Below are 26,730 nucleotides of genomic sequence, written 5' to 3'. Positions count from 1 at the left end.
TGCCTTCACAGGGGTAGACGGGACGGGGCGGCGAAACTGATCGGTGCCGGGGGGATTTCCTTGCCGCGCCGGTCGTCTGCAGGCCGGCGGGGTCGGGGCACCGGTTTCCACGCCTACGGCAACCGTGCGGGGAGGCCGAACTCGGAGAAGTGGTGCGCGCCGATGAAGTGGGTGATGGCCGAGATGCGGCCGGCGTCGGAGTCGAGGACGTGGATCGCGAACGGCTCCCAACGCTGGTCGCCGGCCGCGTGATAGACCGCGACGGCTGGTCGGCCGTTGGCGGAGGTGGTGATGGTGCGCGCGTTGCGGCAGACCTCGCCAGGACCGCGCCACCACCGTTCGATCTCGGCCGAGCCGCGCAGCCAGAGTTCGAACGGCGGCATGGAGAACTCGGCGTCGTCGGTCAGGAGTGTGACCAGCCGGTCGACGTCGTAGGCCTCGAACGCCGCGACGTACTGCTCGAGCAGGCCCGCGTCGACGTGCGGGTCGGGGCGGGGCGACGACGACGAGGTGTTCTCCGTCGGGTGGGGGAGCGCGATCTCGTGCCGGGACAGGGTCTTCCGGGCACGGGCGAGTGCGGAGTTGACGGACGGGAGGGTCATGCCGAGCAGGTCGGCGCATTCCGCGGCCGAGTGGTCGAGGACGTCGCGCAGAAGCAGCACGACCCGCTGCCGGGGCGGCAGGTGCTGGAGGGCGGCGACAAAGGCGAGCCGGACGGACTCGCGCACGACTGCGGTGGCAGAAGGATCAATCCCGAGGTGTGCGTCGCTCGCCGGGCCGATCCAGGTGACCTCGGGCAGGGTCGCCAACATCGTGGGGTCGTCGGGCACTGCGCCGGGTTCGGTGAGGTCCGTGGGCAGGGCCCTGCGCTGTGGAGCCCGCGTCATGTCGAGGCAGACGTTGGTGGCGATCGAGTACAGCCACGTACGCAGGGACGATCGGCCCTGGAACCCGGCGCCGTCCCGGGCTTTCCACGCGCGGAGCATGGTCTCCTGGGTCGCGTCCTCGGCCTCGGCGAAGCAGCCGAAGTAGCGGTAGCAGTAGCCGAGGATCTCGCGCCGGTAGTCCTCTGCCTCGATCGTGTGCACGGAGCTCAGTCTCCGCCGTGGCGCGGCGGTCGTGGGGTGGTTTACGCCTCGACTGACTGGTCAGCCTGCCGGGCGGTCAGCGGCAGCAGTTCGGGTCGAGCACCCCTCGCAGGGCGTCGAGGGACTCGGCGCGCGCCCGGTAGTAGACGTTCATGCCGCGACGTTCGGAGACGACCATGCCGGTCTTGCGCAGCTGCCCGAGGTGGTAGCTGACGGTGGATTCGGCCAGATCGACACCCGTCGCCAGATCGCAGGTGCACACGCCGTCGCCGTTGTCGGTGAGCAGGATCGACACCAGCTTGAGGCGGACCGGGTCGGCGAGGGCCTTGAGGCGCAGAGCCAATTCGAGGGCGGCGGCATCGTTCATGGGGGCGGCCGACACCGAGTCGCAGCAGATCGGCCCGCTGACGTCGATCACGGGGAGCGCTTTGGGCATGAACAGAGTGTAGCGACCCTCTTGACATATATCGAAGAGCAGGAGCATTCTGGTGGAGCAAACCGATTCGATATATGTCACACAGGTGGAGGCCGCCATGTCCCGTGTTCAACTCGCCCTCAACGTCGACCGCCTGGACGAGGCCGTCACGTTCTACTCCAAGCTCTTCGGGGTCCAGCCGGCCAAGCTCAAGCCCGGCTACGCCAACTTCGCGGTCACCGAACCGCCGCTCAAGCTCGTCCTGCTCGAGAACCCCGGCAAGGGTGGCTCGATCAACCACCTCGGGGTGGAGGTCGAGTCCTCGGAGAAGGTCCACGCCGAGATCGCGCGCCTGACCAACGAGGGGCTGTTCACGGACGAGGAGATCGGCACCACCTGCTGCTTCGCCACCCAGGACAAGGTGTGGGTCACCGGGCCGGCGGGGGAGAAGTGGGAGGTCTACACCGTCCTCGCCGACTCCGAGACCTTCGGCACGAGTCCCCAGCACCTCGACGGCCCGGCCGGTGCCGATCCGGTCGACCCCGACGGCGGCGTGTGCTGCGGCACGGCAGCCGCTTCCACCGAGCCGGGCGCCCAGGCGCCAGCGGAGGCCGTCAACAGCTCCTGCTGCTGACCGCAGACCGGGCAGCGCCGATCACCTTCTTCAACGTTCTTGTCGGACCCGCGCGATACAACTGGGGTGGTCCATCGAAGGAGGCCATCATGTCTGAGGCGTTCGACGTCCGAGTGGTCGGAAAAGAGCTGCACATCGGTCCCGTACGGATCGGGTTCCAGCGCACCTTGCGTATCCCCGAGGACGGGCTTCATCCCCTGCCGCCGGGTTTCGGGTTGTTCCCGATCCGGAGGGTTCAAGATTACCCTGACACCGCCCCGGCGGAGTGGCTGGCCCGCGGCGGCGTCATGCTCCCCGTCTACCAGCGTGAGGCCATGTGGATCTCGCTGGACAGCAGCGAGCCGGCTGCGCTGCAGGTGGGCATCGGCAAGGTGTGCGCCATCAGCGGCGAGGAGTGGGACGAGTCCCTGTCGCAAGACCCGCAGAACTATACGTCGTTGCCGGATCAGCCCTGGCTGGACGGGATCAACGCCGGCGACGGGTTCATCCGCCAGTTCGTCGCAGTCCCCTTGGGCCTGGGGGCGACGGTGGAGGGACAGGTGACTGGCCGCGAGGAGCACGGTGGCGTGCAGTTGCGCGCAGTCGGCCTGACGACCGCCGCGCTCGAGAACTGGGGACAGTCGTACGACGACGACTTGATTTGCTACAGCGGCATGCCGCTGACAGAGAGTGCACCGGCCATGGGGCTCGGGGCCGGTGGTCGGATGCGCCAGGAGGTCTACGAGGACGACCGCGATCTGGGCGACTACGACGTGTCCAGGTCCGGGCGGGTCTTCGTGCACCTTTGCTCGGCAGCGCAGTGGACGGAGATCACGGGGGAGGTGCCGCCTGCGACGCCCGTCGACCGAGACGCCTACACCGAGGCAGGTCTGCCCTGGTTCGACTACTTCGAAGCTGATCGCGACGATCTCGCCCCTGCCAAGGCGCTCAAGCGCGTCAAGTCCGTCGGACAGGCGCTGGGCGGCGACGAGGACGCGCATCCCCCGGTGCCGCCCGAGAGCATCGTGAAACTCAAGCACCCCTCGGGAGACACCGTGGAAGACGGGGCCTGGTAATTCCCGAGCCCGCGAGCCCGCGCCGATCGCCTCCGGCCTCGATGTCGAGAACCCGCGAACTGTTCCGTCTCCCCAGTGAAGCGACCACACTGGGTCGCACAGCACGAGGAGGTTCAGTCATGGCCAAGTACCTGTTGCTCAAGCACTACCGCGGCTCCGCTCCGGAGGAGCCCACCTACCCGCCGCTCGGCGAATGGGACTCCGAGGACGCCGCCGCCCACTTCCAGTACATGGAGGACTTCGCGAACCGGCTGCGGGACTCCGGGGAGTACGTGGACTCCCACGCACTGTCGGAGTCGGGGACGTGGGTGCGGTACGACGGCGAGGGCCGCCCGCCGCTGACCGACGGCCCGTTCGCTGAGACCAAGGACCTGATCGCCGGCTGGATGATCATCGATGTGGCCGACTACGACCGGGCCCTGGCGCTCGCGTCCGAGCTGTCCGCGGCGCCGGGCCCGGGCGGCGAACCGATCCGCGAGTGGCTCGAACTGCGGCCCCTGCTCACCGCTCCCACGGAGATCGAGGACTGACCGCGGCCGGTCCGCCTCAGTCGGCCCAGCGCAGGCCGAGCAACTCCATCGCGCGGTTGAGGTCTGCGTCACCCGTTCCGAGACCCGCGTTGTCGAAGCGCGGCGCCAGGATGGCCGACACGTCCCCATCTCGGGAGCGTTCGAAGATCGCCCACAAGGTGAGGTCGTCCCCGTGTCGGGAGGCGAATTCGATTCCGTCGAGTGGGACGTCGTCTACGTCTGTGACCCCGTGGAGCCAGGAGGCGATTCCCCGTGTGAGGGTGCGGGGTCTCGCGTCCCTGATCGCCGCAGCATCGAGGTCGTCGAGCCCGAGTCCGAGGGCGGTCATTCTAAACCTTGCTCGCAGAGCGGCCAGCGAGCGGTGATCACCAGGAACGGCAAAGCTGCCTGACATCATCGCTGTTCCACTGCATCGCACCTCGCACCAGTCGGGTGGAATCGTGCCCGCCTCGATGGTCGGAAATTCGTCTTCCCCGTCGACTTCTATCTCCGCGAGGTCGTCGGACACCCGCGAGCTGGGCCTGAATCTCGCGAGGAGCTCCAGAAGGCAGGCGAGCCGGGTCTCGCCCACGTAGAGGGTCCGCCAGGAGCCTCCGGGGTCGTCCCACCGTCCATCGAATCGGCCGTCCTCGGCGTAAGCCCAATCGGTCCACTGCCACGGTGTGGGAGCGAATCCCACGCGGTGAACTGTTATGGCTGTGTGTCTCCGGACGACTATGTCGCCGGCGTCGGTACGGACTACGGTCTCGCGGCTCATCCGACCGATACGAATTGACGCGCGGCGGCGAGCACCATCGGGCCGGTTTCTCCGACGTCACCATCGCGGAGCAGCAGAGCCGGGGCCCTGTCATCGAGAAGCGGATTGAGTCCTTGCATCCACGCCTGGGCGACCGCCGGGGAATCGCGCTCGCAGATCATTCGAGCGATCCGGTAGGCGATTCGAAGCCGTTCCACGGTTTCCGGCCCGGCGATCTGTCGGGTGCCGTCGGCCCATCCCCGTACCGCACGGGTTTCTTTGACCTGCCCCAAGTAGGCGACCAACCGATCACCCAGGAGTGGCCGGAGTGCACCGACGAGTTCGGCGTTCGTCATCCGGTTCGCCTCTTCGTACGCGGCGAGATCCGGCCGCCGATGAAGTATCGCCATCGTGATGCTCCCTGACGTGTGGGCTGTCACTGCTGAATCCCACCTTGTTTCCCACATCGTATCCCCAGCAGGTCCCAGTGACCATCCCCATTGTGGCGTCGGGCACCCCGCACTGGCCGGTGGTTCGACCGGGAGCGCGGGCGTACCGTGCGGGCATGACCAACCCGGACGCGACCACCCCGATGCCCGACGAGAACCAGAACCGCGCAGAGGAGACCCTCGGTTCGCCCGTCCCCGAGGGCCGGACCGCCGACGGCAGCTCGGTGCAGCGTGACCCCGACGACTGGGTCACCGGCGACGAGCCCATGACGGAGGCGCAGAAGAGCTACCTCGACACCCTCGCCCGCGAGGCCGGTGAGGAACTCCCGACGACGCTGACCAAGGCCGAGGCCTCCGAGCACATCGACCGCCTGCAGAAGAACAGCCCGCGCACCGGCCACGCCTAGACGCACCGGTGCCATGACCGCCCCCGACCTCCGGACGCTGACGCCGCAGGTCATCGGCATCCTCATCCGCCGCGGAGCCGACTTCGCCACGGCCGAGGACGCCGTCCAGGAGGCGCTCATGGAGGCGCTGCGCGTCTGGCCGGACGACCCGCCGCGCCTGGCTGACCGCCGTGGCCTGGCGCAGATTCCTCGACATCGTCCGCTCCGAGGGCGCCCGTCGGCGTCGTGAGCAGCGGGCTGCGGAGGAACAAGGGCTGTGCTCGTTGTCGTCGTCGTTGCTCGTGCCTCCGGACCCCGGTGACGACACCCTCTGGCTCTACTTCCTGTGCGCCCACCCGTCGCTGCCGATGCCGTCGGCGATCGCGCTGACCCTCCGCGCGGTGGGTGGGCTGACCACCCGCCAGATCGCGCGGGCGTTCCTCGTGCCCGAGGCGACCATGGCGCAGCGAATCAGCCGCGCCAAACGCACCATCGCCGGCGAGCGCCTCGACCGGCCCGGCGACGTGGCCACCGTGCTGCGGGTGCTGTACCTGGTGTTCAACGAGGGCTACACCGGCGAGGTCGACCTCGCCGAGGAGGCCCTGCGCCTGACCCGGCACCTGTCGGCGGCCATCGACCACCCCGAGGTGCGGGGCCTGCTCGCGTTGATGCTGCTGCACCACGCGCGCCGCGCCGCGCGGTTCAGGGGCGGCGGGGCCGGCCGTGACAGCAACGACGACGACGACGGCGACGACGGCGACGGCGACGACGACGAGCTCATCCCCCTCGCCGAGCAGGACCGCACCCGATGGGACGCGCGAGCGATCGCGGAAGGTGTCGCGATCCTGCAGGCAGCGCTCGCACGCGACCAGCTGGGGGAGTGCCAGGCGCAGGCCGCGATCGCCGCTCTGCGCGACAACCCCGCGGCGCGGCTCGGGCGGGCCGTCGCGGTGGGCCACGCCGTCGGCCCGCACGCCGGCCTGGCGGCGCTGGTCGACCTGCCGGAGTCGCTGCCCCGGCGCACCGCCGCGCAGGCGTACCTCCACGAACTGGCGGGGGACACCGGCGGGGCCGCCGGGCTCTACGGCCGCGCCGCCACCGAGGCGACGTCGGTGGCCGAGCGCCGGTACCTGGCCCGCAAGGCAGCCGAGCTGCGGCGGGCGGAGTCCTGAGACCCGTACCGGCGGCCACGTTTCCAGCATGTTTCGAGTCGGCCCAGCCCCTCGCTGCGGGCGACCGCGCGGCCTAGAATTCGCTGGAGAAGGCGAGGTGCCCGCGATGACTCTTCAGAACCGGACGGCGTCACGGAGATCCGTGTCCGAGGACACCGCGGAGCGTGCCCTGCGGGATCTCGACGACCGACACCTCACCGAGGTCATGCTGCGGGAATTGAGGCGGCGCAGGACGTTCGCCAGGGTGGCCGACCAGGTCGACGGAGCCCTCCGGGCAGCGCGCTTCCCGATAGGGGATCCGTTCTGGCCGCCCGCCGACCCCGCCGCTGCCGCCCGTCGGGCGATGATCGCCTCCGCAGTGCACAGCGCCGTGCTGCAGGTACCCCACGCCTGCTCCACCGAGGCATGCGAGATCCTCATCGAGCGGGGCGTGGTCCCCGGCTCCACACCCGCAGATGCGCTGCGGACCTTCGCGAGGGACGGCCGGCTCATCGTGCTCCGCGGCGACCGACGCTGGGTCTACCCGCGGTTCCAGCTCGACCACTTCGACCCGCGCGACCCGGACAACATCGTCGCCATGATCAACCGGATGCTCGACGCCGGCCACTACCCCGAGGCCGCCACCGCGTGGTGGACAGCGCCGGCCGACTCGCTGCCGGACCGCCGCTCACCCATGGGGTTGCTCGGACAGGACCACGCCACCCTGCGGGAACTCGCGGCCATGTACGCGGCCGCGGCTGAGCTCTGATCGGTGAGGCCGCGCGGGCACACGTCCGCGGCGGAGGTGGCTCCGAATCCCTCCTGATCGCCGGCCTGGCCACTCGCCTAACCCCCGGCGGTCAGGCGGCAGCGCTCGCGGCCGCCGCGTACGTTGGGCCACACCTACACGCCCCCGACCGAGGAGATTCCCGAATGTCCGATGCGCTCTACACCGTCGAAGCCCTCTCCACCGGCGGAGGCCGGGACGGGCACGTCGCCACCGCCGACAAGGCCGTGGACCTGGAGATGGCCCCGCCGAAGGAACTCGGCGGCTCGGGCGAGGGCAACAATCCCGAGCAGCTGTTCGCCGCCGGGTTCGCCGCCTGCTTCCACTCCGCCCTGCAGAGCGCGGCGCGGGCGAAGAAGGTCACGATCAACGGCTCGTCCGTGGGCGCGCGGGTGTCACTGGTGCGCTCGGGCGAGGAGAGCATCGACATCGCCGTGGACCTCGAGGTCATCATCCCCGACGTCGAGGCCGAGCAGGCCGACGAACTCGCGAAGCTGGCCCACGAGCTGTGCCCGTACTCCCGGGCCACGCGGGGCAACATCGAGGTGACCGTCTCGGTCGGCGAGGACTGAGGCCCGGCCCCGACAGTGCGCCGCTCGGGGCGTGGGCTAGGTGAACGGGCTACGAGAGCGTGCGATCCGTCAGCCACCAGGTCACGGCGCGGTTCACCGGCTCGCGCGTGGACCCGTCGCCCAGGCGGGGCACGTCGAACCACACCCGTAGAGGCGGCCCACCGATCACGGGCACGTCCACGAACTCCAGCGAACGCTGCCTCGAGTCGAAGTCCCACCTGTTGATGGTCGAACACGAGATGACCGGCACGAAACCCGTCGCACAGATCACCTCGGCGCGCGTCTCGAGCGGGGTCAGGACCCTCGTCCCCGGGATCGCCGGGTTCCAGAACGCCGGGTCCTCCGGCCCGAGCACGTCGCTGACGACCTGCGGCATCCCGCGGGGCATTGGAGGCGCCGCGGCGGGCAGTCCCGCGGCGTCCGGGTCGGCGGCAGCGGTGGCGGTGCCGAGCGCGCTCACCGCGCCGGCCAGGGCGACCGCGAGGCCGAGACGACGACACGCGAAATGGGGCAGGGGCACGGCAACTCCTGGGTGGGTGAGAGAGGCCCCACGCTAGCAGCGGGGTCGCGCGACCGGTTCGGCCTTCCGCGAGGCGGCGGCGCTTCGATGAGGGGTTGCACTCGTCGTCGTCCCCGTCGTCGTCGTCCCGTTGTCGTCGTCCCTCCACAGGCCGGCATGGTCAGCGCCGCGCCGGACACACACGGCAGAAGAACGATGGAGCGCCGAATCTCGATGCCGTTCGCTGATAACGTTCAGGTAGCCGACCGGAGCCCCCTTCGGTCCGAGCAGACTCAGGGATCAGTAGGTATGCCCCACAGACTGACCAGATCGTGCATCTCGATACTCACCGGTGTCTGCGTCCTCGCCACGGCCGCGTGCAGTCCGGACGATCCGACGGCGGAGTCGCCCGAGGTGAGGACCGTGAACCCGACCGAGCCGCTCCTGCCCGCCTCGACGATCGCGGGGTCGCAGCCCTTCCTGGCCGTCGACATCGTGCAGGGCCGACAGGCCCGCCCCGTCGACCTACAGGTCGACGGCGGCGAGGACGGCGTCTCGGTGACCTTCCGCGAGATCACGATCGAGCCCGGGGCGAGCACCGGCGAACACTGCCACCACGGATCCCTGATCGCCGTCGTCAAGCAAGGCGAACTCACGCACTACTCCGATCGCCACCCCGGCGGCTCCCGCATCTACCGCGTCGGGGACTCGAACATCGAGGAAGCGGGCTCGATCTATGAAAGCCGGAATCACGGTACGGAGGACGTGGTTCTGATGGCGACCTACGTGACCCCGGTCGGCAAGGAGCTCCTCGAGACGGACCTGACGAAGTGTGAGGCGTGAGCGGCCTGCTCGTCGGCTGAGGGGTCAGCGGGGGTCAGCGGGGGAGCTGCCCGTCGTCGATCTTGATGACGGTCCCGGTGACCGCCTCCGACGCGTCGGACACCAGGTAGAGCAGCGTCGAATCGATCTGCTCGGGCTGGCCGAGGCGCTGACGGGGGAGCCCGGGCGCGATGTCGCCCACGCGGGAGAGCATGCCGTCGGTCATCTCCGAGGCGAAGACCCCCGGGGCGATCGCATTGACGTTGATGAACCTGCGCGACCACTCCACGGCGAGGGTCTCCGTCATCCGACTGACCGCTGCCTTGGTGGTCGAGTAGAGCGCCGCGCCGTTGCCGTCGTACTGGTAGGCGCTCATCGACGTGATGTTGACGATCCGGCCCGGCACCCCGGCCTCGATCAGGCGGCGCGCCACACCGGTCGCCATGAGCCACGGGCCACGGACATTGGTGTCCAGCACGGCGTCGACCAGCTCCAACGACATCTTGTGCGCACGCTGCGCGTCCGGGATGCCGGCGTTGTTGACGAGGATCTGCGGGAGGCCGATCTGCTCGGTGACTTCGGTGAGGCAATCCTCGATCGAGGCGGGATCGGTGACGTCGAGCCGGACGCCGTGTGCCTTGCCCCCGCTCCGGCCGATGGACTCGACGACCTCCCGGATCCGCTCGGCCCGCCTCCCGGTGACGACCACAGTCGCGCCCGCGCCTGCGAGTACGTGCGCGAACCTGGCACCGAGTCCGGCCGTCGATCCGGTGACGATCGCGACGCGACCCGTGAGGTCGTCAGCAGTCATGGTGGGGTCCTATCGGTTGTGGGCCCGAGAGCGGCCGGGGTCAGGAGAAGAGGTCGGGCAGGCCGTCGGACACGCGGTCCGGGAACTCCGGCTGCTCTTTGGCGAGGAACGCGGTGACGCCGGCGCGCACATCGGCGGACTCACCACGGGTGTAGATGCCGATCGACTCGGCGCGGTGGGCGACCTCCGGACCGGGCGCGCCGAGCATGCGCCACAGCAGCTGGCGGGTCAGTGCGGCCGACACCGGCGACGTGCCCCGCGTCATCTCGCGCGCGACCTCGATGGCGCGCGGGAGAACCTCATCGGCGGGCAGCACCTCGCTCACCAGCCCTTTCTCCAAGGCCTCGGCGGCGAGGATCGTTTTGCCGCCCACAGCCCATTCGATCGCGGTGGAGATCCCCACGATGCGGGGCAGGAACCACGTCGAGCACGCCTCCGGGACCAGGCCTCGGCGCGTGAACACGAACCCGAACTTGGCGGTGTCCGCGGCGATGCGTACGTCCGTCGGCAGGGTCATGGTCACCCCGACCCCCGCGGCCGACCCGTTGATCGCCGAGATGACCGGCTTGGTCATGCGGGAGATGCGCAGCGCGACCTGACCGCCGGTGTCCGGCGGGGCCTCGCCGGTGTCGACATCGGGATCAGCCGCGAACGTGTCGCCCCCGCCCGAGATATCGGCCCCCGCGCAGAACGCCCGGCCCGTGCCGGTGAGGACCACAGCACGCACATCGTCGTCCGCATCGCAGTTGTCCAACGCGGTGATGATGTCCGTCAGGTTCTCGTAGGTCGCCGCGTTGAGCCTGGCCGGGCGGTTGAGTCGGATCACGGCGATCTCGCCGTGGCGATCGAGGATGACCTCGGGCTGGTCGGGCGGGTTCTCGGAAGCCTGATCCGGCGAGGGCTGCATGAGATCGGACGTTACCTGCGCCGAGCAGCGGCGCTGGCCGGATCGACCACATCTTGTCGCGGGCGGCGTGGGCCGGTTCGGCTCTCTCCGCAACTGCGGGTCGTCGGCGGTCGCCAACCTCGTCGTCGTCGTCGTTGTCGTCGAGACCTCCGGTGCCGGGGCGGCCCCAACGCGAAGAGCGTTCCGCGCACCTGACTCTCGCAGAACGTGCGCGGAACGCTCTTCGCGACGGTGGGCTGGGTCGCGGGGCGTGGGGTGGCGCGTGGGGTCAGAGCATCTGGCGGAGCATGTACGGCAGGATGCCGCCGTGCTCGTAGTACGCCTCCTCCGCCGGGGTGTCGATGCGGACCTTCGCCGTGAACTCGACCGCCGAGTCGCCCTCGCCGGCCCGGACCGTCACCTCGTCCGGAACGTCGTCCCGGCCCTCGAGCCCGGTGATGGAGAACACCTCGTCGCCCTTGAGGCCGAGACTCTCGGCGGACTCGCCCTCGGGGAACTGCAGGGGCAGGACACCCATCCCGATGAGGTTTGAGCGGTGGATCCGCTCGTACGACTGCGCGATCACCGCCCGGACCCCGAGCAGGGACGTCCCCTTGGCCGCCCAGTCCCGCGACGACCCGGACCCGTACTCGGCGCCGGCGATCACCACCAACGGCACGCCTTCCTCGGCGTAGCGGTTCGAGGCGTCATAGATGCTGGTCTGCTCACCGCTGGGGAAGTGGGTGGTGACCCCGCCCTCGGTGCCGGGCGCCAACAGATTCCGCAGCCGGACGTTGGCGAACGTGCCACGGATCATCACCTCGTGGTTGCCGCGCCTCGACCCGTACGAATTGAAGTCCGCCGGCTCGACCCCCTGCTGCTGCAGGTACTCGCCCGCGGGCGAACTGGGCTTGATCGCCCCGGCCGGTGAGATGTGGTCCGTGGTCACAGAATCGCCCAGCAGCGCCAGGACGCGGGCGTCGGTGATGTCCCGCATCGGCTCGGGCTCGACCGCCATTCCGTCGAAGTACGGCGGCCGGCGGATGTAGGTGGAGTCCTCGATCCAGTCGAACTTGTCACCCCCCGGCACGTCCATGCCGCGCCAGTTGTCGTCCCCGTCGAAGACGTCGGCGTAACCCTTGGTGAACATGTCGGCCTCGAGATTGGCGTCCACGACCTCCTTGATCTCCGCCGAGCTGGGCCACACATCACGGAGGTAGACCGGCTCGCCGTCCGAGCCCGTTCCGAGCGGGTCCTCGAGCAGGTTCTTGCGCATCGTCCCGGCCAGTGCGTAGGCGATGACCAGCGGCGGAGACGCCAGGAAGTTCATCTTGACCTCCGGGTGGATGCGGCCCTCGAAGTTGCGGTTGCCCGACAGGACCGCGGCGACGTTGAGGTCCTTGTCATTGACCGCCTTGCTCACCGCCGGGGTCAGCGGCCCGGAGTTGCCGATACACGTCGTGCAGCCGTAGCCGACCAGATCGAACCCGAGCTCCTCCAGGTACGGGGTGAGGCCGGACCGGTCGTAGTAGTCCGTCACGACCCTCGACCCGGGGGCCAATGTCGTCTTGACCCACGGCTTGGGCTTCAGACCCCGCTCCACGGCCTTCTTGGCCAGCAGCGCCGCACCGATCATCACCGAGGGGTTGGACGTGTTGGTGCACGAGGTGATCGCCGCGATGACCACGTCCCCGTGGTCGAAGATCACAGGCGACTCGTCGCCGTCGATCATGATCTCCGCCGGATCGCTCGGCCACCCGAGCTCGGCGTTGGCGGTCAGCTGCTCCTCGGAGTAGTGGCGGGGAGGTTCGTTCTTCGCCGTAGTGGAACCGGGGGAGACCGGGTCGCTGGCGGGGAAGGAGTCCGCCGAGGCGTCATCCAGACTCCCGTCGTCCTTCTCCGACCGGTTCTTCTCCTCGTCGAGATTGCCCAGCACCACGGCCGGCGCATCACCCAGCGCGATGCGGTCCTGCGGCCGCTTGGGTCCGGCGATCGATGGCACCACCGTCCCCAGGTCCAGCTCGATGACCTCGCTGTACTCGGCCGGGTTGTCCGGGTCGTGCCACAGGCCCTGCTCCTTGGCATAGACCTCGACCAGCTCGATCTGCTGCTCAGACCGACCGGTCAGCCGCAGGTAGTCCAGCGTCTCGTCGTCCACGGGGAAGATGGCGCAGGTCGAACCGAACTCGGGGCTCATGTTGCCCAGCGTGGCCCGGTTGGCCAGCGGGACCGCCGCGACGCCCGGGCCGAAGAACTCCACGAACTTGCCCACCACGCCGGTCTGGCGCAGCAGCTCCGCGACGGTGAGGACGAGATCGGTGGCCGTGGTGCCCTCCCGCAACTCGCCGGTCAGCTTGAGCCCGATGACCTGCGGGATCAGCATGCTCATCGGCTGGCCGAGCAACGCGGCCTCCGCCTCGATTCCGCCGACGCCCCAGCCCAGCACGCCGAGGCCGTTGACCATCGGCGTGTGGGAGTCGGTACCGACGAGGGTGTCCGGGTAGGCCTGGGTCATACCGTCGGTCCCCTCGCGGGTGAAGACGACCCGCGACAGGTATTCGAGGTTGACCTGATGGCAGATGCCGGTGTTCGGCGGGACCACCACGAAGTCGGCGAACGACTCCTGTGCCCACCGGAGCAGCTGGTAGCGCTCCTGGTTGCGGCCGAACTCCAGCTCGGCATTGACCTCGAACGCATCCGGGCGACCGAAGACGTCCGCGATGATCGAGTGGTCGATCACGAGCTCGCCGGGGATGAGCGGATTGATCTTCTTGGGGTCGCCGCCGAGGTCGGTGATCGCATCGCGCATCGCGACCAGATCGACCACGCACGGCACCCCGGTGAAGTCCTGCATCAGCACCCGGGCGGGCGTGTACTGGATCTCCCGCTCCGGCGGGGACTGGGGCGTCCACTCCCGCAGTGCCTCGACCTGCTCGGCCGTCACCACGCGGCCGTCCTCGTTGCGCAGGAGATTCTCCAGCAGGACCTTGAGGCTGTAGGGGAGCGGGACCGCGGTGGAGACCTGATCGAGTCGGTAGACCTCGTAGTCTACGCCCCCGACTGCCAGCGAATCCCTCGAACCGAAACTGTTGACACTCATGATCGGCCCTTTCGTAGAGGTGCCGGTGCGGCCCGTGCTAGTGACGAGGATCACCGGCGTTGTTGCCGACCCTACTCCCGAAAACCGGAAGTTATAAGGCGTCACGCGTACCCGGGCTGGGGCTCGAGAGGGTCCCGCGCACCCGCTTGTCGCGGGGTGTGCGCGGGACGCTCTTCGGCAACGGTCAGCGTGGTGTCGCGGCGGGGGAGTCCTCTGACACGCCGCGCGTCCGCCCGCGACGGAACAGCGGCTCGAGCTGCGCGTCCTCCTCGGCGGTGGCGATGCGGAACGGAGGCTCGGCCGGTGTCGGCGGGCTCTGGCGCTCGTGACCACGCGTGGCCCGCAGGCTCGCCACGACCGACACGGTGAGGATGGTCGCGATCACGGCCAGCGAGATGGGGGTCGGAATGTAGAAGACGTCGATCTTGAGCAGCATCTTCGCGCCGACCCACATCAGCACCAGTGCCAGCCCGATCTTGAGGTAGACGAACCGGTGGACCAGATCCGCCAGCAGGAAGTACATCGCGCGCAGGCCCAGGATCGCGAACGCGTTGGCCGTGAAGACCAGGAACACCTCGTCGGTGACCGCGAAGATGGCGGGAATGGAGTCGACGGCGAAGACCACATCGGTCGTCTCGACCAGCACCAGCACAGCCAACAGGGGAGTGGCCATGATCAGCCCGCCCTTACGGACCAGCAGCCGCTGACCGTGGAACGTGTCCGTCATGGGCACCAGCCGGCGGAAGGCCGCGAGAATGCGGGACTGGTCCGGGTTGAGGTGCTCGTCGCGCTGGCGGATCATGCGAAAGCCCGTGTACAGCAGGAATGCGGCGAAGATGTACAGGATCCAGGAGAAGTTCTGGATGAGCAGCGCGCCGCCGGCGATGAAGATGCCGCGGAATACCAGCGCGCCCAGGACGCCGAGGAACAGGACCCGGTGCTGGAACTGGGCGGGCACCGCGAAGTGGGCGAAGATGATCGCCCAGACGAAGACATTGTCCACTGCCAGGGACTTCTCTATGAGATACCCGGCGAAGTACTGCTGGCCTAAGTCCGCGCCCCAGACCGCCCAGACGATCGCGCCGAAGCCGACGCCGAGGGCGATCCAGACGGCAGACCACACCGCGGCTTCCCTGACGCCGATGACATGTGCTTTGCGGTGGGCGACGAGGTCGATGGCCAGCATCACGACGATGAAGGCGATGACCGCGAGCCAGAGCCAGAGAGGGGTGTGCATTATCGGGGACCTTTCGATCAGTGGGTGATCGAAGGTCTCTCCCGGCCTGGTCGGCCCGCGCCGCCGGGCCCGAGGGCCGGAATGACGACGACGCGTGTGAGGGATACTCCCCTTCTGGTGCTGCAAGGTTAGCGGCACCGGCAGGGCGGCGCAACGGCGGATTCGTCACCTTGGCTGCACCCCTTGCCGGTTCGGCACGCTCCGCGCCCGGCTCAGGCGCGGAGCGCAGGGTCAGGCGACCTCGTCGTCGTCACCCACCGCTTCGCCGTCGCCGTCGTCGGCGGGGAGCTCGATGGCCTGCTCGGCAACGTCGGCCGGATTTGCCTCGCGGAAGGGGTCCTCGACGGTCACCTCGGGCTCGTACTCCTCGGGTGCGGTGACTGAATCCGGGCCCGGGGTGTACTCGTCCGGGTCGATACGGTCCTCGGCGATCATCTCGTCCTCCTCCTGGCGCAGGGGCGTGTGCCTCCACCTCTAGCAGCCTCCCGCGAGCGGCGCCAGGGGCGGCGGCAACGAAAGATCGTCTCGCTGGCATCGTCCCGGGTCGAAAGCCTGTTGTGGTCGATGCTTCGGGGGGATCTTGCGGCGTGGAGGGGGCCTGTTGCGACGAGTCCACCTTGCTGGTTGAGGGCTTCTGCGCCAGTCAAGAGGGCTGGGCCTCGGGTGGCGAAATGTCCTGATTCAACCCTTGCGTACTCGAATGTGTGTGCGTACTGTAGAACACAGATTCGATACCGGGTAGGCGGCGCACGGGCAGGGGGTGGGGCACATGGGCGGGAACGCAGACGCCGCGACCGGTGGCCCGTCCCCGTCTGGTGGCTCGCCCTCGTCCGGTGGCCCGTCCCCGTCTGGTGGCGGCGCCGGTTCCGCGGCGCCCGTGTCGCTGTCGGGGTTGCGGGCGGCGGCGCGGGAGGGGTGGATGGGCGAGAATCGTGCGGCGGCGCGCCGGTTCGTGGTCTGTTACGAGTTGTTTGTCGAATGCCAGCGCCGGGAGGAGTCCGGTGCGGGCGGCGGTGAGTGTCGGCCCGGTCATGCGGTGCTCGATCCGATCGATGTTGCGGCCGGGTACGTGGTGTCGGCGATGGCGATCTCGACGGGCCGGGCCGAGCGGATGATCACCTTCGCCCTCGATCTGCACCTGCGGTATCCGGCGATCCTGTCCGCGATGGCGCAGGGGCGGCTGGATCTGCAGGCTGCGAATATCCTGGCCTCGCAGATGGCCACCGTCCACGTCGATGTGCTCGAGGCGGTGCAGCGGCAGGTCGTCGAGGAGTATCTCGCCGCGATCGAGGGCGGGGTGCGCCTTGGTGAGAAAGCCATCCGCGGCAACGTCGATGCGATCATCGCCCGCTACGACGCCAACGGGATCCGCCTGCGCCGTCAGGAAGCGGCCCGCACCCGCGGGGTGCGGTTCCACAAGGGCGTCGATGGCATGTCCAGCGTCTCGGCGATCCTGGCCACCGAGGAAGCGGCCGTCCTGGCCGAGGCCCTCGACCAACGCGTGAAAGACCACAAGTACGCCGACGCCCAAGCCGACACCGCCAACCCCGGCGCCGGCGCCGACCCCGGCGGCGGCGCCGGCGGCGCTGGCGAGGTCGAGGTCGAGGTCGAGGATTACTCGATCGCCGAGCGTCGCGCCGACGCCCTGATGTCTCTGGTGTGCGGCGATGCCGGCCTAGCCGGCACCGCGGCCCGCCCCGGCCGGCCGGGTGCGCCGGGTGCCGGGGTGGCGTTGCGGCCGAAGGTCACCGTCATCGCCACCGGCAACACCGCCCGCGACGCTGGCGGTGCCCGGGTGGAGTTCACCCGCACCGGCCAGGCCGCCCTGCAGGCCCTGCTCGACATGCTCGCCACCAGCGACGGAGCCACCTTCGAACCCATCGACCCGCGCATCGGCGCCGCCGACGACGCCCGCGCCGCCCTGAAATACCGGCCCAGCGCCGAACTCGCGCGCCGGATCCGGCTACGCGATGGCACCTGCCGCCACCCCGGCTGTGCGATCCCGGCCGAGGCCTGTGATCTGGATCATGTGGTGCCGTTCGATCACGCCGACCCCCAGCGGGGCGGACACACCATCGAGGGCAACCTCGCCGCAATGTGCCGACGCCATCACCGGTTCAAGACCTTCTCCGACTGGATCTACGACCTGCACCCCGACGGCACCCTGATTGTGCGCGCCCCGGACGGCTCGACCATGCTCACCCGGCCCTCCGGCCCCCTGGCCGAGTACCGGCGTGAACAGGCGCGCGCCGAGACCGAGGCGTGGACCCGGCAGCAACGCCGCAGCCCCGGGCCCACCGGTGAGGAGCAGGCCGACGCCGAGCCGACGTTCTGGTCGCGCCGCGCCGCGCGCCACCGCACCGAACGCCGCAACACCGAACGCCGCAAGGCCGAACGCGCCCGCACCTTTGACCCCGCCCCACCCGCGCCCGGCACGGGCACGGGCGCCGCCAGCTCCAGCACCGGCGCGGCCACCGACACCACGCCCGAGAAAGCCACCCCCGCCAGCGCCACCCCCGAGAGCGCCAGCCGCTGGTGGGCCCGCAACAAACCCCACCACAGCGACATCGAAAAAGGCATCCGCGCCCTACTCCACGAACGCCTCGACGAACTCATCGACCCACCACCGTTCTGACCTGACCGCGCAGTTTGCGGCGCAGTAGCTGGGTGTCGGGCCCTCACCCCTCCAGTCGAGTCACCACGCCGCGGTCGCCGTCCACTCGGACGCGGTCGCCGGTGCGCAGCGTTCGGGTGGCATCGATGGTGTTGACCACGCATGGCAGGCCGTACTCGCGGGCGACCACCGCGCCGTGAGAGACAGAACTGCCGATATCAGTGACCAGCGCCGCGATCACCGTGAAATACGGAGTCCAGCCCACGTCCGTCACGGGCGCGACCAGGATCTCACCGGGCTGCACCTCCCGGGCATCGACGATCGACCGGGCCACCCGCACCACGCCCTCCACCGTTCCGCGGCTCGCCGGACGGCCCACGATGTCGCAGCCCGCAGCCTCGCGGGGCGGCCGGGCGATCAACGCAGTCGGCCGACCCACCGACACGTCCGGGAACTCGAGCGCGTCCTGGAACGCCAGCGCCTTCCGACGCTCGACAGCCTGTGCGACCAGCTCCTCCGGGGATGCCGACACGCTGCCGTCCGGGCCGTGGCTCCCGAGTCCGCCGGTCACCGGGCCCGGCGCGCCGACGATCCGCGCCAGCTCGGGCCGGTCGAAGAAGAACACCAGATCCGCATCGGGCAGCCGCCCGGACGCCGAGAGCACCCCGCCCAGATGCCGATAGCCGCGCTTCAAGGAGTGCGCCATCAGCGCCATCTTGGACTTGGTCTCCTCGCGGCCCCGCGCACCGGCCCGGGCCCACCGCGCAAGCTGGCGGATCACGGGTGACTCCGGCTCCGGGACCTCCGCGGTCTCGGACGCCCGCCCACCCCGCTCGAGCGTGGACCGCACCATGACCTGCATGATCGCGCCCAGCCCCTCGGGATCGTCGGCCCACGACGCGTCGCGCATGCACAGCTCGCGATACCCGCGATGGCCATGGCGCGACAGGAACCGCCGCAGCGCGACGCCCCACCCGTCAGCCGAGGCGAGCACCGCCTCCACTGCCGCGCCGGGATCCGCGCCGACAAACCGCTCGGCGGCGCCGGGGTCCGCGGCCAACGCGCGCACCACGGCGTCGAGTTCGGCCAGCATGAGCGCACTCTCCACATCTGCGGCGCCGGCCATGAGCCGGGAGGCCTCGGCGCGGCCGTTGTCCTCGGTGCCGCCCGCGGCGACGGCCTGCCGCATGAGCACGCTCTCCAGCACGTTGGCCGCGACCGCCGCGCGAGATGACGACCGCACGTGCGTCAATGTCACCTCGCAGTACAGGTGCATCCCCGCCTCGAGTTGGCGCCACACTTGTAGTGGGTCGCAGCCGGTGGGGATCTCGAACGCGCCGATCTGCACGCCCAGACCCCGCACGGCCGGGCCCGCGGTGAGGGCGAACGTCGACAGTCGAACCGTATTACCGAGTCGCCGCGGGAGCGGCTGCGGCGGTGTGGGCACGAGCTCGTCGACCACCCGCCCGCAGATCGACGTGGAGAACTGCTCCAGCGAATTGCCCAGCAGTCCCGAGCTCAGCGCGGTGCCCTCGGTGAGGTTGAGGAACATGTGCCCGGAGAAGTAGCCCACCTGTAGCCACGGTTGCTCGTAGCTCGGCTGCGCCCGGGCGACCACCTGGATCATCTGCATGGCGTGGTCGATCGCGTACCCCGACACCGACGCGGTGAGCGGGCAATACGCCCCCGGCATCATCTCGCCGATGTTGCAGCGTGTGTACACGTGGTCGGCGCCGGCGAGCGTCGAATCCATCCCGCCCAGGTCCGCGGGCAGCGTCGTGATGGGCCGCGCCTGCAGCCACCACAGCCGCCCCTGCCGGTCGATCGCCCACTCCAGATCCATCGGCCGGTCCCAGTGCCGCTCGGCGGTCAGTGCGCCGGAGCGGATCGCCTCGATGTCCTCGCCGAGGAGCACCGGGCGCTCGCCGACCTCGCGCGCCGCCACGCCGCCGGCGGTGTCGAGGACGAGGTGGTCGGGGGAGGCAGTGCCGTCGACCAGGGACTCGCCCAGCCCGGCGACGGCGTCGATCACCATGAGGTCGCGCCGGCCCGTGGCGGGGTCGGCGGTGAACACCACGCCGGCCGCGCGGGCGTCCACCATCTGCTGGACCACCAGGTGCATGGTGGCGGGGGAGTCGGAGGCGGGGGAGTCGGTGGCAGGGGAGTCGGGCCCGGCGCCGCGGTAGGCCGTCGCGCGCCCCGATGCCGCCGACGCCACGCACGTCCGCACCGCCTCGGCCAGCGCCTCGGCCGAGTCCACGCCCAGCACGGTGTCGTACTGCCCGGCGAAGGACTGTTGCGCGCCGTCCTCCCCGGCCGCCGAGGACCGCACCGCGACCGGGATCGCGCCCGCCTCGGCCATGCGGCGGTACCACCGGGCGGTGGTGTCGGCTGGGACGATGGTGTGGGCTGGGACGGTGGTGTCGGACTGAGTGTCGACGACGACGAGGTCGGCCCCCGCGTCGGCGATGACGAACCCCGGCGGTACGTCCAGGCCCAGTCGGATGAGCTCGGCCAGACCTGCGGCTTTACCGCCGTAGCTGTCGTCGGTGACCTGCTCGAACTCGACGGTGTTCATGGCCGGCCCGCCAACTCGTCGACGATCTGCGCGAGCGCATCGGTGGCGATCGGCCCGGTCTGGTACAGGCACACGCGGTCGCCGACGCCGTCCACGCGGTCACGGACGTGGGCGGCGACCTCGGCCGGGGAACCGCACGCGGCGATCGTGTGCAGGATCTCGTCGCTGATGAGCGAGGTCATCTCCTGCCACCGCCCCTGCTTGCTCATGGCGTTCAGCTCGGGCTGCAGATCGCCCCAGTCGTGGGCGTCCAACACCGGTTTGTAGGCGGGCGTCGAGCCGTAGAACGCCAACAGGCGGCGGGTGGACATGTGGTCGTCGTCGGTCTGTCCGTCTGTCACCGACACGATCACCTCGGGCACCACCTCGAACTCCTCCTCGCTCCGCCCGGCGGCCGCCAGGCCCGCCCGAACCCTTGGCATCGTGTGCTCGTGGAGGAACCGGGTGGTGCCGAACGGCATCACGAGCAGCCCGTCGGCGACCTCGGCGGCCGCGCGCGTCAGTCGCGGGCCGAGCGCACCGAGGTAGATGGGCGGCGGGCCGTACGGGGTGGGCGGCGGCACGAACGTGGGGGTCATGAGGGTGTGGCGGTAGAACTCGCCGCGGAAGTCCAGTCGCTCGCCCGTGGCCCATGTATGGAAGATCGCCCGCAGGGCGCCCACGAGGTCCTTCATCCGCTCGACGGGCCGGTCGAATTCGGTGCCGTAGCGCTTCTCGATCTGCGCCCGGATCTGCGTGCCCAGGCCCAAGACGAACCGTCCCTCGCTGAGCGTCTGCAGGTCGTGCGCCTGGTGCGCGAGCTGGATGGGGTTGCGGGGAAAGGCGATCGCCACGTTGGACATCAGGTCCAGGCCGCTGACCTGCGAGGCCAGCACGAGGGGGGTGAACACGTCGTGCGGGCCCTCGAAGGTGAACACCCCGGACGCGCCCGCCTCCCTGAGCTCCTCGGCCCGCCGGACCGTGTCGGTGGGGGTGAAAAGGGCCGTCATGACCTTCATGCGCGCGCCCCCGCGTCCGCGCCGTCGGTCCAGTCCGAGAACCCCGACGGGTGATGTGGGCCGATCACCCCGTGCTCGAACAGGCCCGCGCCCTCGCGGGTGGTGCCGTCGGCCTCGGTGCACACGGCGTGGCCCACGTGGTCGATGAGGCTGAACGCCGCCCCGGCCATGACTTGCGGGTCCGTCAGGTCGAAGGTCACGCGGTCGGTGAAGTTCTCGCCCTTCCAACTGCCGTGCGCCCACGTGGAGTCGCCGCCATAGCCGGAGCCGAACGCGATCGGGGCGTACAGCCGGGACTCCACCTCGAGCCGGATCTGCTCGCCCGCGCGGTTCATGAACTCCACCCGCACGCCCGTCGGGATTCGGGTGCCGGGCGTGTACTCGACCGCCACGCGCACGCCGTCGAGTTGCTCGACCCGGCCGTCGGCCCAGCGGCGGGTGCAGTCGTACAGGCTGCGGTGGCCGTCCGGGTCCTCCTGCAGGATGAGGAACAGCTGGAAATCGTCGAACGCCAGCGGGAGATACAGCCACCACATGCCCCGGAACGCCGTGTCAGGCCTGCCGGCCGGTTCGGCCTCGCCCACCGGGCGGATACCCCACGAGCGGTCCCGGGCGGCGACCGACGAGGAGTGGGTGACCTCCATCTTGTCGTCGTCGACCTCGATCCACCCCTCCCAGGAGCCGACCTGCGCGAACCGGCTGGCCTGGAGCGTCACCCGCCGGTCGGTGAGCATGGAGTGCGGGTCCTCCAGCGCGGCGGGGAACAGGCCCCGCCACGTCAGGTCCGCGGCGATGCCCTCCGTGCGCTCGAGGGTCAGCCGGATCTCCCGCAGCGGCTCGATCACCTCCAGCCGGTACCCGCCGACGTGGGGGTTGAGGCGGTCGTCGTCGATGGCGTCGCTCATCCGCACCGCCGTCTGCGTGTCGCCGCGGCGGACCACGAAGTACGCGTCCTTCACGCCCAGGCGCGGGTAGTAGCCGATCCCGGTGAGCACCATGAAGCGGCCCTCGCGGTCCAACACGTTGAAGTAGGAGCGGTCGTAGAAGTTGCGGTCCGAGGTGGCCGGCCACGTCAGGGGCGCGGGCGTCTGGTGGATGGGGAACTCGTCGAGCGGGCTCAGGTGCACGGGGCTCTCCCTGGAGTGCTGGGTGGCGGCGTCTCGCGGTCTCGCGTCGGCGGCGGGAATACGATGTGCGGCGTATCGGAACTAGGGTGAGACCATGACAGCAGACGGCGCCACCGCGCGCGGCGGATCAGCGAAGTCCGCGCCCGGGCGGCCGCGCGACGGCCGGATCGACGCCGCGATCATCACCGCCACCCGCGAACTCATCCTCGAGACGGGCTACCCAGCGCTGACGCTGTCCGCCATCGCGGCGCGCGCCGGCACGACCACCGCCGCGCTGTATCGCCGCTGGTCGAGCAAGGCGCAGCTCGTCCACGAGGCGGTGCTCGAGGCGGAGGCGATCCCGGCGTTCGAGCCACCCGACGGCGCGGGCGGTGGGGCTGGTGCCGCTGTCGGGGATCCGCAGGCCGACATCCGCGCACTGGTCGAGACGGTCCGCGTGCTGTTCGACCGACCCGAGGTGCGCGTCGCGCTGCCCGGCCTCATCGCCGACACCGTGGCCGACGCCGACCTGCACGCCCGGATGATCGCCCGGCTCGCCGGCGACCTGCCCGCGTTCGAATCGCGCTTCGGTCGGGCCCGCCGGAGCGACGACCACCTGCCCGTGCTGGCGGAGGTCGTCGCGGGTGCGGCGATCTTCCGGCTGCTGGTGAGCCCTGCCGCCGCCCTGGACGACGAGTGGGTCGAGGAGCTGACCGCGCTCATCATCGGGCGGTGGCAGGCCGGCGGCTGAGGCGGGAGCCGGTCAGGAACCCGCGATCGCCAGGATGATCCAGACCGGTAGCCACAACCCGAAGGTCAGCAGCGTGAGGATGAGGTGCAGGGCGTGATTGACGCGCCTGACCTGCCCGCCGTGCACGTACACCGTCTGCTGCATCGGCGGATAACCGAACTGCGGCGGGTAGGGGCCCTGCGGGAACTGGTGCGGCGCCACGTGCAGGTGCTGCGGGATGTGCTGATCGGCGTACCCGAACTGCTGGCCGGGGCCATACGGTGCCGTCGGACCGTAGGGCGCGGCGGGCGGCATGCCGTACGGGAACCCACCCTCGTGGGCCAGCGGCCCGGGCGGTCGCGCGTACGGCTGGGCCGGCTGGTGCGGGTGGGCGAAGCGCTGGGGTTCGTAGCGCTGGGGTTCATGCTGCTGAGCGGGCGGGAACTGCGCCGTGGGGAACTGCTCGGTGGGGAATCGCTCGGTGGGGAACTGCTCGGTGGGGTTGGCCTGCCCCGGCGTCTCGGACCGGTCGAGCCAGTCCTCGGACCACGGCCCGTCCGGTCGCCGCGCGTGCTGCTCGTTCATGCTGGCTCGATTCGAGGGGTCGCTGGCGGGATGGGACGCCCTCCAACATAACCCCCGACACCGCCCCGTTGACACCGGTCAGGGCCGATCTCAGGGTCGAATCCGGGTCACCCTGAGGGGCCGCGGTGCGGATCCGGGGGGCGGCAGTGTGAATCTCGGGAACATTCCGGTCCGCCACCCATCCGGAATGCGGGGGCCTCCGAATCCTGTATAGACGCCCAGACAGGAGATCCATCATGAGCACGGTCCCCGCACGTCGCCGCAGCACGATCACGACGGTCGCCCTCGCCGGCCTCGGCCTCACCGCCGCGACCCTCGCGTTGGGGACGGGACTGCTGACGATCGGGTCGTCGTTGAACGCCACCGTCGCATCCGCCGAACTCGCCGCCGGAGCCGCACTGATGTCCCGCACCACCTGGATGCTGCCCGCCCTGTTCACCGTCATGGTGTTCGCGGGAATGGTCGTCGCCGTTCACCTGATCGGCGGTCGCAGACGCCCGCAGACCACCGAGGCCCGGGTGCGCACCCGCGACAACGAGCCCCACCCCGCCATCCCGTTCGAACTCCGTGCTCCGGACCGGGCCGTCGCCGAGGCCACCCGCGGACTGTTCCGCCACATCGACTCCTGAATCGGATCCCGGGGCGGGATGACCTCGTCGTCGTCGTACCTTTGTCCGGCACACCCCGCCGGTGCCACGATGGGCGCATGGCGAAAAAGGACAAGCGGTTCGAGAAGATCCATTCCGAGTCGATGGGGTTCGGCGGGACCGCGGAGATCCTGCGTGACACCCGCACCGGCGTCTGCTACCTGTGGCGCTCGGCCGGTGGGAGCGGGGGTGGGCTCACCGTGCTCGTCGACGCCCAGGGCAAGCCGCTGATCGAGTACGGGCTCTAGTTTGCCGCAGGCGGGGTGACGCTGCAGTCGGGGAGATGCTGCAGGTCAGCCCGCGCACGCCCCGCCGGTGCCGTCGCCGGTGCCGTCGCCGGTGCCGGAGGTCGAGCCGAGATCCGCACCCAGCTTCTCCGCGAGCCTCGGCGCGAGCCCGGTCGGGGTGGGCTGCGGACACGTCGACATCGTCGGCACGGTCGCGGACGTCAGCGAGGACCCGCCCGGCGGCGCGGCGGAATGCGCCGTGGTGGTCGCCGAAACGGCCCCGGGATCAGGGGTCGGGCCGGAGGCGGGGACCCGGATGATCACGGACGCCGAACCGTCGCCGTCGCCGACGCCGCCCCGGTCTTCCCCGGTGGCGCGGGCGCCCTTCGGGTCGCGCTCGGCCTCGGAGTCACCGGCGTTCGGGCCCGGATCGGCGACGGTCGACGACAGGACCCAGGTCTGCGGACCGGGAGTCTGCGGGACGGGGTCGGCGGATGTGGTCGGAACCACCGCAGCCGATCGTTCCAGGCCCAGCGGCACCAGGAAGAACAGGCCGAGGAGGAGCGCCACACCCAGGACGGCCCAGCCGAGCCCCGGAGGGGAGGCCGGGCCCGGAGCGCCTTTTGTGGTGCCGTGAGCCGGGGACGGGGCCTGTCGGGTGGCGGCGTCGTCTCCGACTGGGCGGCGATCTGTGTGTCTGGGCCGCCTGAAGCCGACCATCGTGTCTCCCTCGGCAAGGCGCCGCCGCGGATCGGCTCTGTGCGACTGCGGGAGACACTCACCACCCCTTCTCCCAGCAGTATCATCGCCGGGAGTTTGGTAAGCGTTACTTCATGCGCCTCGGTGAGGTGGGCCGTGGACTGGCGGAACGGAAGTGACTGCCGGTCCAGACGGCTCGCGCGGCCGCCACCGGGGGCGCTGTTGATCGTGAGCCCGGCCGCCGCCGGAGGCTCAGCCGATCGCGGCGAGCAGGTCGGCGCAGGCCTTCTCGCAGCGGCGGCAGGCCCGGGCGCAGTGCTTGCAGTGCTCGTGCATCTCGGCGTGCTGCTCGCAGTCGTCGGCGCAGGCGGCGCAGGCCGTCCGGCACGCCGTCAGCTGCGCCTTGACGACCTCGAGGTTGCTGCCGGTGCGGCGGCTCAGCAGGGCGGCGGTGGCGGCGCAGACATCCGCGCAGTCGAGGTCGGTGCGGATGCAGTCGCGCAGGTCGGCGACGGACTCCTCGGCGAGGCACGCGTCGGCGCACGACGTGCAGGTGGTGGCGCAGGACGCGGCCGCGTCGATTGCCTCGGCGAGCAGGTGCACGTCGAGGCCGTCGGTCGGATTCGGATGGGACGTGATCATCTCGGAAGTGCTCATACCTCCACGCTACTAGTGCCGCCCGGTGGCGCAAGGCCTGAGATCAAGACGATATAACGCCTGGTGGGGGGCTCGGAGGTGTCCTTCAGGGGCGGGGCGCAGGCCGCGCGAGCCCTCGCGCGAACCCGTCGATCAGGTCCGCCACATAGGTGCCGTGCGGGGGGCCGACCTCCGGCGGATCGCAGGCCCGCGCCGCGAGTTCGGCGGTGAGCATGACGATGAACTGGCGGACCCGGTGGCGGGCCAGGTCCGGGCCGCACGCCGCCGTCGCGGCCGCGACCAGCATCTCCAGCTGATCCTGCAGTGCGGTGTCCGCGACCGGTCCGGTGTTGACCGTCCGGCCCACCTCCGCGAGTGCTCCCAGCTGGCCGATCACCCGGAGCGTCCAGCGGCCCTCGTCGTCGTCCAACAGGTCCGCCAACGGGGACACCACCGCCCGCACGATCTCGGCGAGGTCGGGCGGCGACGACACCCACGTTCGCAGGTCCGCGCGTCGCTCGGCCTCCATCCGCAGGACGCCGCGGTCCAGGACCTCCCGGAGCAGTCCCGCGCGGCCGCCGAAGTGGTAGTTGATCGCGGAGTCGTTGCCCTGGCCGGCATCGGCGACGATGTCGCGGACCCGTGCCGTCCGCCAGCCGTCCAAGGCGAAGCGGCGCAGCCCGGCGAGGTAGAGGGCGTCCCGGGTGGCGGTGGCGCGGGGTGTGGTGGGGCGGGGCACGCGCTCGAGTCTA

Annotated in this window: 28 protein-coding genes and 1 pseudogene; 12 read left to right on the top strand and 17 right to left on the bottom strand. The window is 70.3% G+C overall.

The window, feature by feature from the left end; translation table 11 throughout:
- Positions 1 to 113: 113 nt before the first annotated feature.
- Positions 114 to 1,088 (bottom strand): sigma-70 family RNA polymerase sigma factor, encoded by a 975-nt coding sequence (locus tag OVA21_RS12115; protein ID WP_200841543.1) that lies wholly within the window; start codon positions 1,086 to 1,088, stop codon positions 114 to 116.
- A 76-nt stretch (positions 1,089 to 1,164) separates the two neighbouring features.
- On the bottom strand, positions 1,165 to 1,524 hold the full coding sequence (locus tag OVA21_RS12110; protein ID WP_067716102.1) for an Rv2640c family ArsR-like transcriptional regulator: 360 nt from the start codon (positions 1,522 to 1,524) through the stop codon (positions 1,165 to 1,167).
- Positions 1,525 to 1,621: 97 nt separating this feature from the next.
- Between OVA21_RS12110 and OVA21_RS12105 the strand changes: the two genes are divergently transcribed.
- From OVA21_RS12105 to OVA21_RS12095, 3 genes are all read left to right on the top strand, one after another.
- Positions 1,622 to 2,137: an ArsI/CadI family heavy metal resistance metalloenzyme gene (locus OVA21_RS12105; protein ID WP_268092470.1), complete on the top strand. Its 516-nt coding sequence runs from the start codon at positions 1,622 to 1,624 to the stop codon at positions 2,135 to 2,137.
- A gap of 89 nt (positions 2,138 to 2,226) precedes the next feature.
- The gene (locus OVA21_RS12100; RefSeq protein WP_268092469.1) at positions 2,227 to 3,192 is read left to right on the top strand and encodes a hypothetical protein; all 966 of its coding nucleotides are present in this window, start codon (positions 2,227 to 2,229) and stop codon (positions 3,190 to 3,192) included.
- Between the two features lie 119 nt (positions 3,193 to 3,311).
- Positions 3,312 to 3,722, top strand: coding sequence for a YciI family protein (locus OVA21_RS12095; RefSeq protein ID WP_119192786.1), 411 nt, complete (start codon positions 3,312 to 3,314; stop codon positions 3,720 to 3,722).
- A 16-nt stretch (positions 3,723 to 3,738) separates the two neighbouring features.
- Here OVA21_RS12095 and OVA21_RS12090 read toward each other — a convergent pair whose 3' ends face one another.
- Positions 3,739 to 4,479 carry an RES domain-containing protein gene (locus OVA21_RS12090; protein WP_119192785.1) on the bottom strand — a complete coding sequence of 247 codons (741 nt, stop codon included), beginning with the start codon at positions 4,477 to 4,479 and terminating at the stop codon, positions 3,739 to 3,741.
- Entirely contained in the window at positions 4,476 to 4,868 is a 393-nt protein-coding gene (locus OVA21_RS12085) for a hypothetical protein (RefSeq protein ID WP_069388672.1), read from the bottom strand. The genes OVA21_RS12090 and OVA21_RS12085 overlap by 4 nt, the downstream gene beginning before the upstream one ends.
- 155 nt (positions 4,869 to 5,023) lie before the next feature.
- On the opposite strand from OVA21_RS12085, the gene OVA21_RS12080 reads away from it, so the two are divergent.
- From OVA21_RS12080 to OVA21_RS12065, 4 genes and pseudogenes are all read left to right on the top strand, one after another.
- Positions 5,024 to 5,314 carry a DUF3072 domain-containing protein gene (locus tag OVA21_RS12080; RefSeq protein WP_069388673.1) on the top strand — a complete coding sequence of 97 codons (291 nt, stop codon included), beginning with the start codon at positions 5,024 to 5,026 and terminating at the stop codon, positions 5,312 to 5,314.
- Between the two features lie 13 nt (positions 5,315 to 5,327).
- Positions 5,328 to 6,465 (top strand): annotated as a pseudogene (locus OVA21_RS12075) (RNA polymerase sigma factor).
- Positions 6,466 to 6,571: 106 nt separating this feature from the next.
- Complete coding sequence (locus tag OVA21_RS12070) at positions 6,572 to 7,213, top strand: hypothetical protein (RefSeq protein ID WP_146776281.1); 642 nt, start codon at positions 6,572 to 6,574, stop codon at positions 7,211 to 7,213.
- A 164-nt stretch (positions 7,214 to 7,377) separates the two neighbouring features.
- Positions 7,378 to 7,803 (top strand): organic hydroperoxide resistance protein, encoded by a 426-nt coding sequence (locus tag OVA21_RS12065; protein WP_069390463.1) that lies wholly within the window; start codon positions 7,378 to 7,380, stop codon positions 7,801 to 7,803.
- A gap of 49 nt (positions 7,804 to 7,852) precedes the next feature.
- Here the strand turns inward: OVA21_RS12065 and OVA21_RS12060 are convergent, their stop codons facing one another.
- Complete coding sequence (locus tag OVA21_RS12060; protein WP_119192784.1) at positions 7,853 to 8,323, bottom strand: hypothetical protein; 471 nt, start codon at positions 8,321 to 8,323, stop codon at positions 7,853 to 7,855.
- Positions 8,324 to 8,725: 402 nt separating this feature from the next.
- Between OVA21_RS12060 and OVA21_RS12055 the strand changes: the two genes are divergently transcribed.
- A complete protein-coding gene (locus tag OVA21_RS12055) occupies positions 8,726 to 9,145 on the top strand; it encodes a cupin domain-containing protein (RefSeq protein WP_268092468.1) in 420 nt (139 codons plus the stop codon).
- Positions 9,146 to 9,179: 34 nt separating this feature from the next.
- Here the strand turns inward: OVA21_RS12055 and OVA21_RS12050 are convergent, their stop codons facing one another.
- From OVA21_RS12050 to OVA21_RS12030, 5 genes are all read right to left on the bottom strand, one after another.
- Positions 9,180 to 9,935, bottom strand: coding sequence for an SDR family NAD(P)-dependent oxidoreductase (locus OVA21_RS12050; protein ID WP_268092467.1), 756 nt, complete (start codon positions 9,933 to 9,935; stop codon positions 9,180 to 9,182).
- Positions 9,936 to 9,975: 40 nt separating this feature from the next.
- Positions 9,976 to 10,842 (bottom strand): enoyl-CoA hydratase-related protein, encoded by an 867-nt coding sequence (locus tag OVA21_RS12045; RefSeq protein ID WP_268092466.1) that lies wholly within the window; start codon positions 10,840 to 10,842, stop codon positions 9,976 to 9,978.
- Positions 10,843 to 11,110: 268 nt separating this feature from the next.
- Positions 11,111 to 13,921, bottom strand: coding sequence for an aconitate hydratase (locus tag OVA21_RS12040; RefSeq protein ID WP_268092465.1), 2,811 nt, complete (start codon positions 13,919 to 13,921; stop codon positions 11,111 to 11,113).
- A 184-nt stretch (positions 13,922 to 14,105) separates the two neighbouring features.
- Positions 14,106 to 15,158, bottom strand: coding sequence for a TerC family protein (locus OVA21_RS12035; protein WP_163377018.1), 1,053 nt, complete (start codon positions 15,156 to 15,158; stop codon positions 14,106 to 14,108).
- A gap of 231 nt (positions 15,159 to 15,389) precedes the next feature.
- Positions 15,390 to 15,593, bottom strand: a complete 204-nt coding sequence (locus tag OVA21_RS12030; RefSeq protein WP_067716139.1) for a hypothetical protein — start codon at positions 15,591 to 15,593, stop codon at positions 15,390 to 15,392.
- A gap of 484 nt (positions 15,594 to 16,077) precedes the next feature.
- On the opposite strand from OVA21_RS12030, the gene OVA21_RS12025 reads away from it, so the two are divergent.
- Entirely contained in the window at positions 16,078 to 17,793 is a 1,716-nt protein-coding gene (locus OVA21_RS12025) for an HNH endonuclease (protein WP_268092464.1), read from the top strand.
- A 43-nt stretch (positions 17,794 to 17,836) separates the two neighbouring features.
- Here OVA21_RS12025 and OVA21_RS12020 read toward each other — a convergent pair whose 3' ends face one another.
- From OVA21_RS12020 to OVA21_RS12010, 3 genes are read right to left on the bottom strand one after another with little or no spacing between them, the layout of a single operon-like run.
- Positions 17,837 to 20,350: a PEP/pyruvate-binding domain-containing protein gene (locus OVA21_RS12020; RefSeq protein WP_268092463.1), complete on the bottom strand. Its 2,514-nt coding sequence runs from the start codon at positions 20,348 to 20,350 to the stop codon at positions 17,837 to 17,839.
- Positions 20,347 to 21,348 (bottom strand): TIGR03617 family F420-dependent LLM class oxidoreductase, encoded by a 1,002-nt coding sequence (locus tag OVA21_RS12015; RefSeq protein WP_268092462.1) that lies wholly within the window; start codon positions 21,346 to 21,348, stop codon positions 20,347 to 20,349. The genes OVA21_RS12020 and OVA21_RS12015 overlap by 4 nt, the downstream gene beginning before the upstream one ends.
- A complete protein-coding gene (locus OVA21_RS12010) occupies positions 21,345 to 22,475 on the bottom strand; it encodes a hypothetical protein (RefSeq protein ID WP_268092461.1) in 1,131 nt (376 codons plus the stop codon). The genes OVA21_RS12015 and OVA21_RS12010 overlap by 4 nt, the downstream gene beginning before the upstream one ends.
- A gap of 94 nt (positions 22,476 to 22,569) precedes the next feature.
- Here OVA21_RS12010 and OVA21_RS12005 point away from each other — a divergent pair, with 94 nt between their 5' ends.
- A complete protein-coding gene (locus tag OVA21_RS12005; protein WP_268092460.1) occupies positions 22,570 to 23,205 on the top strand; it encodes a TetR/AcrR family transcriptional regulator in 636 nt (211 codons plus the stop codon).
- A gap of 12 nt (positions 23,206 to 23,217) precedes the next feature.
- Here the strand turns inward: OVA21_RS12005 and OVA21_RS12000 are convergent, their stop codons facing one another.
- Complete coding sequence (locus tag OVA21_RS12000) at positions 23,218 to 23,769, bottom strand: hypothetical protein (protein WP_268092459.1); 552 nt, start codon at positions 23,767 to 23,769, stop codon at positions 23,218 to 23,220.
- Positions 23,770 to 24,005: 236 nt separating this feature from the next.
- On the opposite strand from OVA21_RS12000, the gene OVA21_RS11995 reads away from it, so the two are divergent.
- Positions 24,006 to 24,398 carry a hypothetical protein gene (locus OVA21_RS11995; protein WP_132063113.1) on the top strand — a complete coding sequence of 131 codons (393 nt, stop codon included), beginning with the start codon at positions 24,006 to 24,008 and terminating at the stop codon, positions 24,396 to 24,398.
- A gap of 77 nt (positions 24,399 to 24,475) precedes the next feature.
- The gene (locus tag OVA21_RS11990) at positions 24,476 to 24,664 is read left to right on the top strand and encodes a DUF6440 family protein (protein ID WP_067716403.1); all 189 of its coding nucleotides are present in this window, start codon (positions 24,476 to 24,478) and stop codon (positions 24,662 to 24,664) included.
- 45 nt (positions 24,665 to 24,709) lie between these two features.
- Here the strand turns inward: OVA21_RS11990 and OVA21_RS11985 are convergent, their stop codons facing one another.
- The 3 genes from OVA21_RS11985 to OVA21_RS11975 form a co-directional block, all read right to left on the bottom strand.
- A complete protein-coding gene (locus OVA21_RS11985; RefSeq protein WP_132063112.1) occupies positions 24,710 to 25,213 on the bottom strand; it encodes a hypothetical protein in 504 nt (167 codons plus the stop codon).
- Positions 25,214 to 25,594: 381 nt separating this feature from the next.
- The gene (locus OVA21_RS11980; RefSeq protein WP_096906937.1) at positions 25,595 to 25,999 is read right to left on the bottom strand and encodes a four-helix bundle copper-binding protein; all 405 of its coding nucleotides are present in this window, start codon (positions 25,997 to 25,999) and stop codon (positions 25,595 to 25,597) included.
- A gap of 85 nt (positions 26,000 to 26,084) precedes the next feature.
- Positions 26,085 to 26,717 carry a TetR/AcrR family transcriptional regulator gene (locus OVA21_RS11975; protein WP_268092458.1) on the bottom strand — a complete coding sequence of 211 codons (633 nt, stop codon included), beginning with the start codon at positions 26,715 to 26,717 and terminating at the stop codon, positions 26,085 to 26,087.
- Positions 26,718 to 26,730: the final 13 nt, after the last annotated feature.

It is taken from the genome of Dietzia sp. SL131 (assembly GCF_026672565.1).
Lineage (GTDB): Bacteria > Actinomycetota > Actinomycetes > Mycobacteriales > Mycobacteriaceae > Dietzia > Dietzia kunjamensis.
The sequence above is the reverse complement of the archived record's forward strand: the minus strand, read 5'-3'. Positions and strand labels throughout refer to the sequence as shown.

Bases quoted from the DNA above. Each gene is read 5' to 3' on its own strand.
- OVA21_RS12000 (WP_268092459.1), bottom strand. From the start codon at position 23,769: ATGAACGAGCAGCACGCGCGGCGACCGGACGGGCCGTGGTCCGAGGAC.
- OVA21_RS12015 (WP_268092462.1), bottom strand. From the start codon at position 21,348: ATGAAGGTCATGACGGCCCTTTTCACCCCCACCGACACGGTCCGGCGG.
- OVA21_RS12095 (WP_119192786.1), top strand. From the start codon at position 3,312: ATGGCCAAGTACCTGTTGCTCAAGCACTACCGCGGCTCCGCTCCGGAG.
- OVA21_RS11995 (WP_132063113.1), top strand. From the start codon at position 24,006: ATGAGCACGGTCCCCGCACGTCGCCGCAGCACGATCACGACGGTCGCC.
- OVA21_RS11990 (WP_067716403.1), top strand. From the start codon at position 24,476: ATGGCGAAAAAGGACAAGCGGTTCGAGAAGATCCATTCCGAGTCGATG.
- OVA21_RS12050 (WP_268092467.1), bottom strand. From the start codon at position 9,935: ATGACTGCTGACGACCTCACGGGTCGCGTCGCGATCGTCACCGGATCG.
- OVA21_RS12040 (WP_268092465.1), bottom strand. From the start codon at position 13,921: ATGAGTGTCAACAGTTTCGGTTCGAGGGATTCGCTGGCAGTCGGGGGC.
- OVA21_RS12080 (WP_069388673.1), top strand. From the start codon at position 5,024: ATGACCAACCCGGACGCGACCACCCCGATGCCCGACGAGAACCAGAAC.
- OVA21_RS12100 (WP_268092469.1), top strand. From the start codon at position 2,227: ATGTCTGAGGCGTTCGACGTCCGAGTGGTCGGAAAAGAGCTGCACATC.
- OVA21_RS12005 (WP_268092460.1), top strand. From the start codon at position 22,570: ATGACAGCAGACGGCGCCACCGCGCGCGGCGGATCAGCGAAGTCCGCG.
- OVA21_RS12085 (WP_069388672.1), bottom strand. From the start codon at position 4,868: ATGGCGATACTTCATCGGCGGCCGGATCTCGCCGCGTACGAAGAGGCG.
- OVA21_RS12110 (WP_067716102.1), bottom strand. From the start codon at position 1,524: ATGCCCAAAGCGCTCCCCGTGATCGACGTCAGCGGGCCGATCTGCTGC.
- OVA21_RS12035 (WP_163377018.1), bottom strand. From the start codon at position 15,158: ATGCACACCCCTCTCTGGCTCTGGCTCGCGGTCATCGCCTTCATCGTC.
- OVA21_RS12020 (WP_268092463.1), bottom strand. From the start codon at position 20,350: ATGAACACCGTCGAGTTCGAGCAGGTCACCGACGACAGCTACGGCGGT.
- OVA21_RS12030 (WP_067716139.1), bottom strand. From the start codon at position 15,593: ATGATCGCCGAGGACCGTATCGACCCGGACGAGTACACCCCGGGCCCG.
- OVA21_RS12090 (WP_119192785.1), bottom strand. From the start codon at position 4,479: ATGAGCCGCGAGACCGTAGTCCGTACCGACGCCGGCGACATAGTCGTC.
- OVA21_RS12070 (WP_146776281.1), top strand. From the start codon at position 6,572: ATGACTCTTCAGAACCGGACGGCGTCACGGAGATCCGTGTCCGAGGAC.
- OVA21_RS12025 (WP_268092464.1), top strand. From the start codon at position 16,078: ATGGGCGAGAATCGTGCGGCGGCGCGCCGGTTCGTGGTCTGTTACGAG.
- OVA21_RS12045 (WP_268092466.1), bottom strand. From the start codon at position 10,842: ATGCAGCCCTCGCCGGATCAGGCTTCCGAGAACCCGCCCGACCAGCCC.
- OVA21_RS11980 (WP_096906937.1), bottom strand. From the start codon at position 25,999: ATGAGCACTTCCGAGATGATCACGTCCCATCCGAATCCGACCGACGGC.
- OVA21_RS12105 (WP_268092470.1), top strand. From the start codon at position 1,622: ATGTCCCGTGTTCAACTCGCCCTCAACGTCGACCGCCTGGACGAGGCC.
- OVA21_RS12065 (WP_069390463.1), top strand. From the start codon at position 7,378: ATGTCCGATGCGCTCTACACCGTCGAAGCCCTCTCCACCGGCGGAGGC.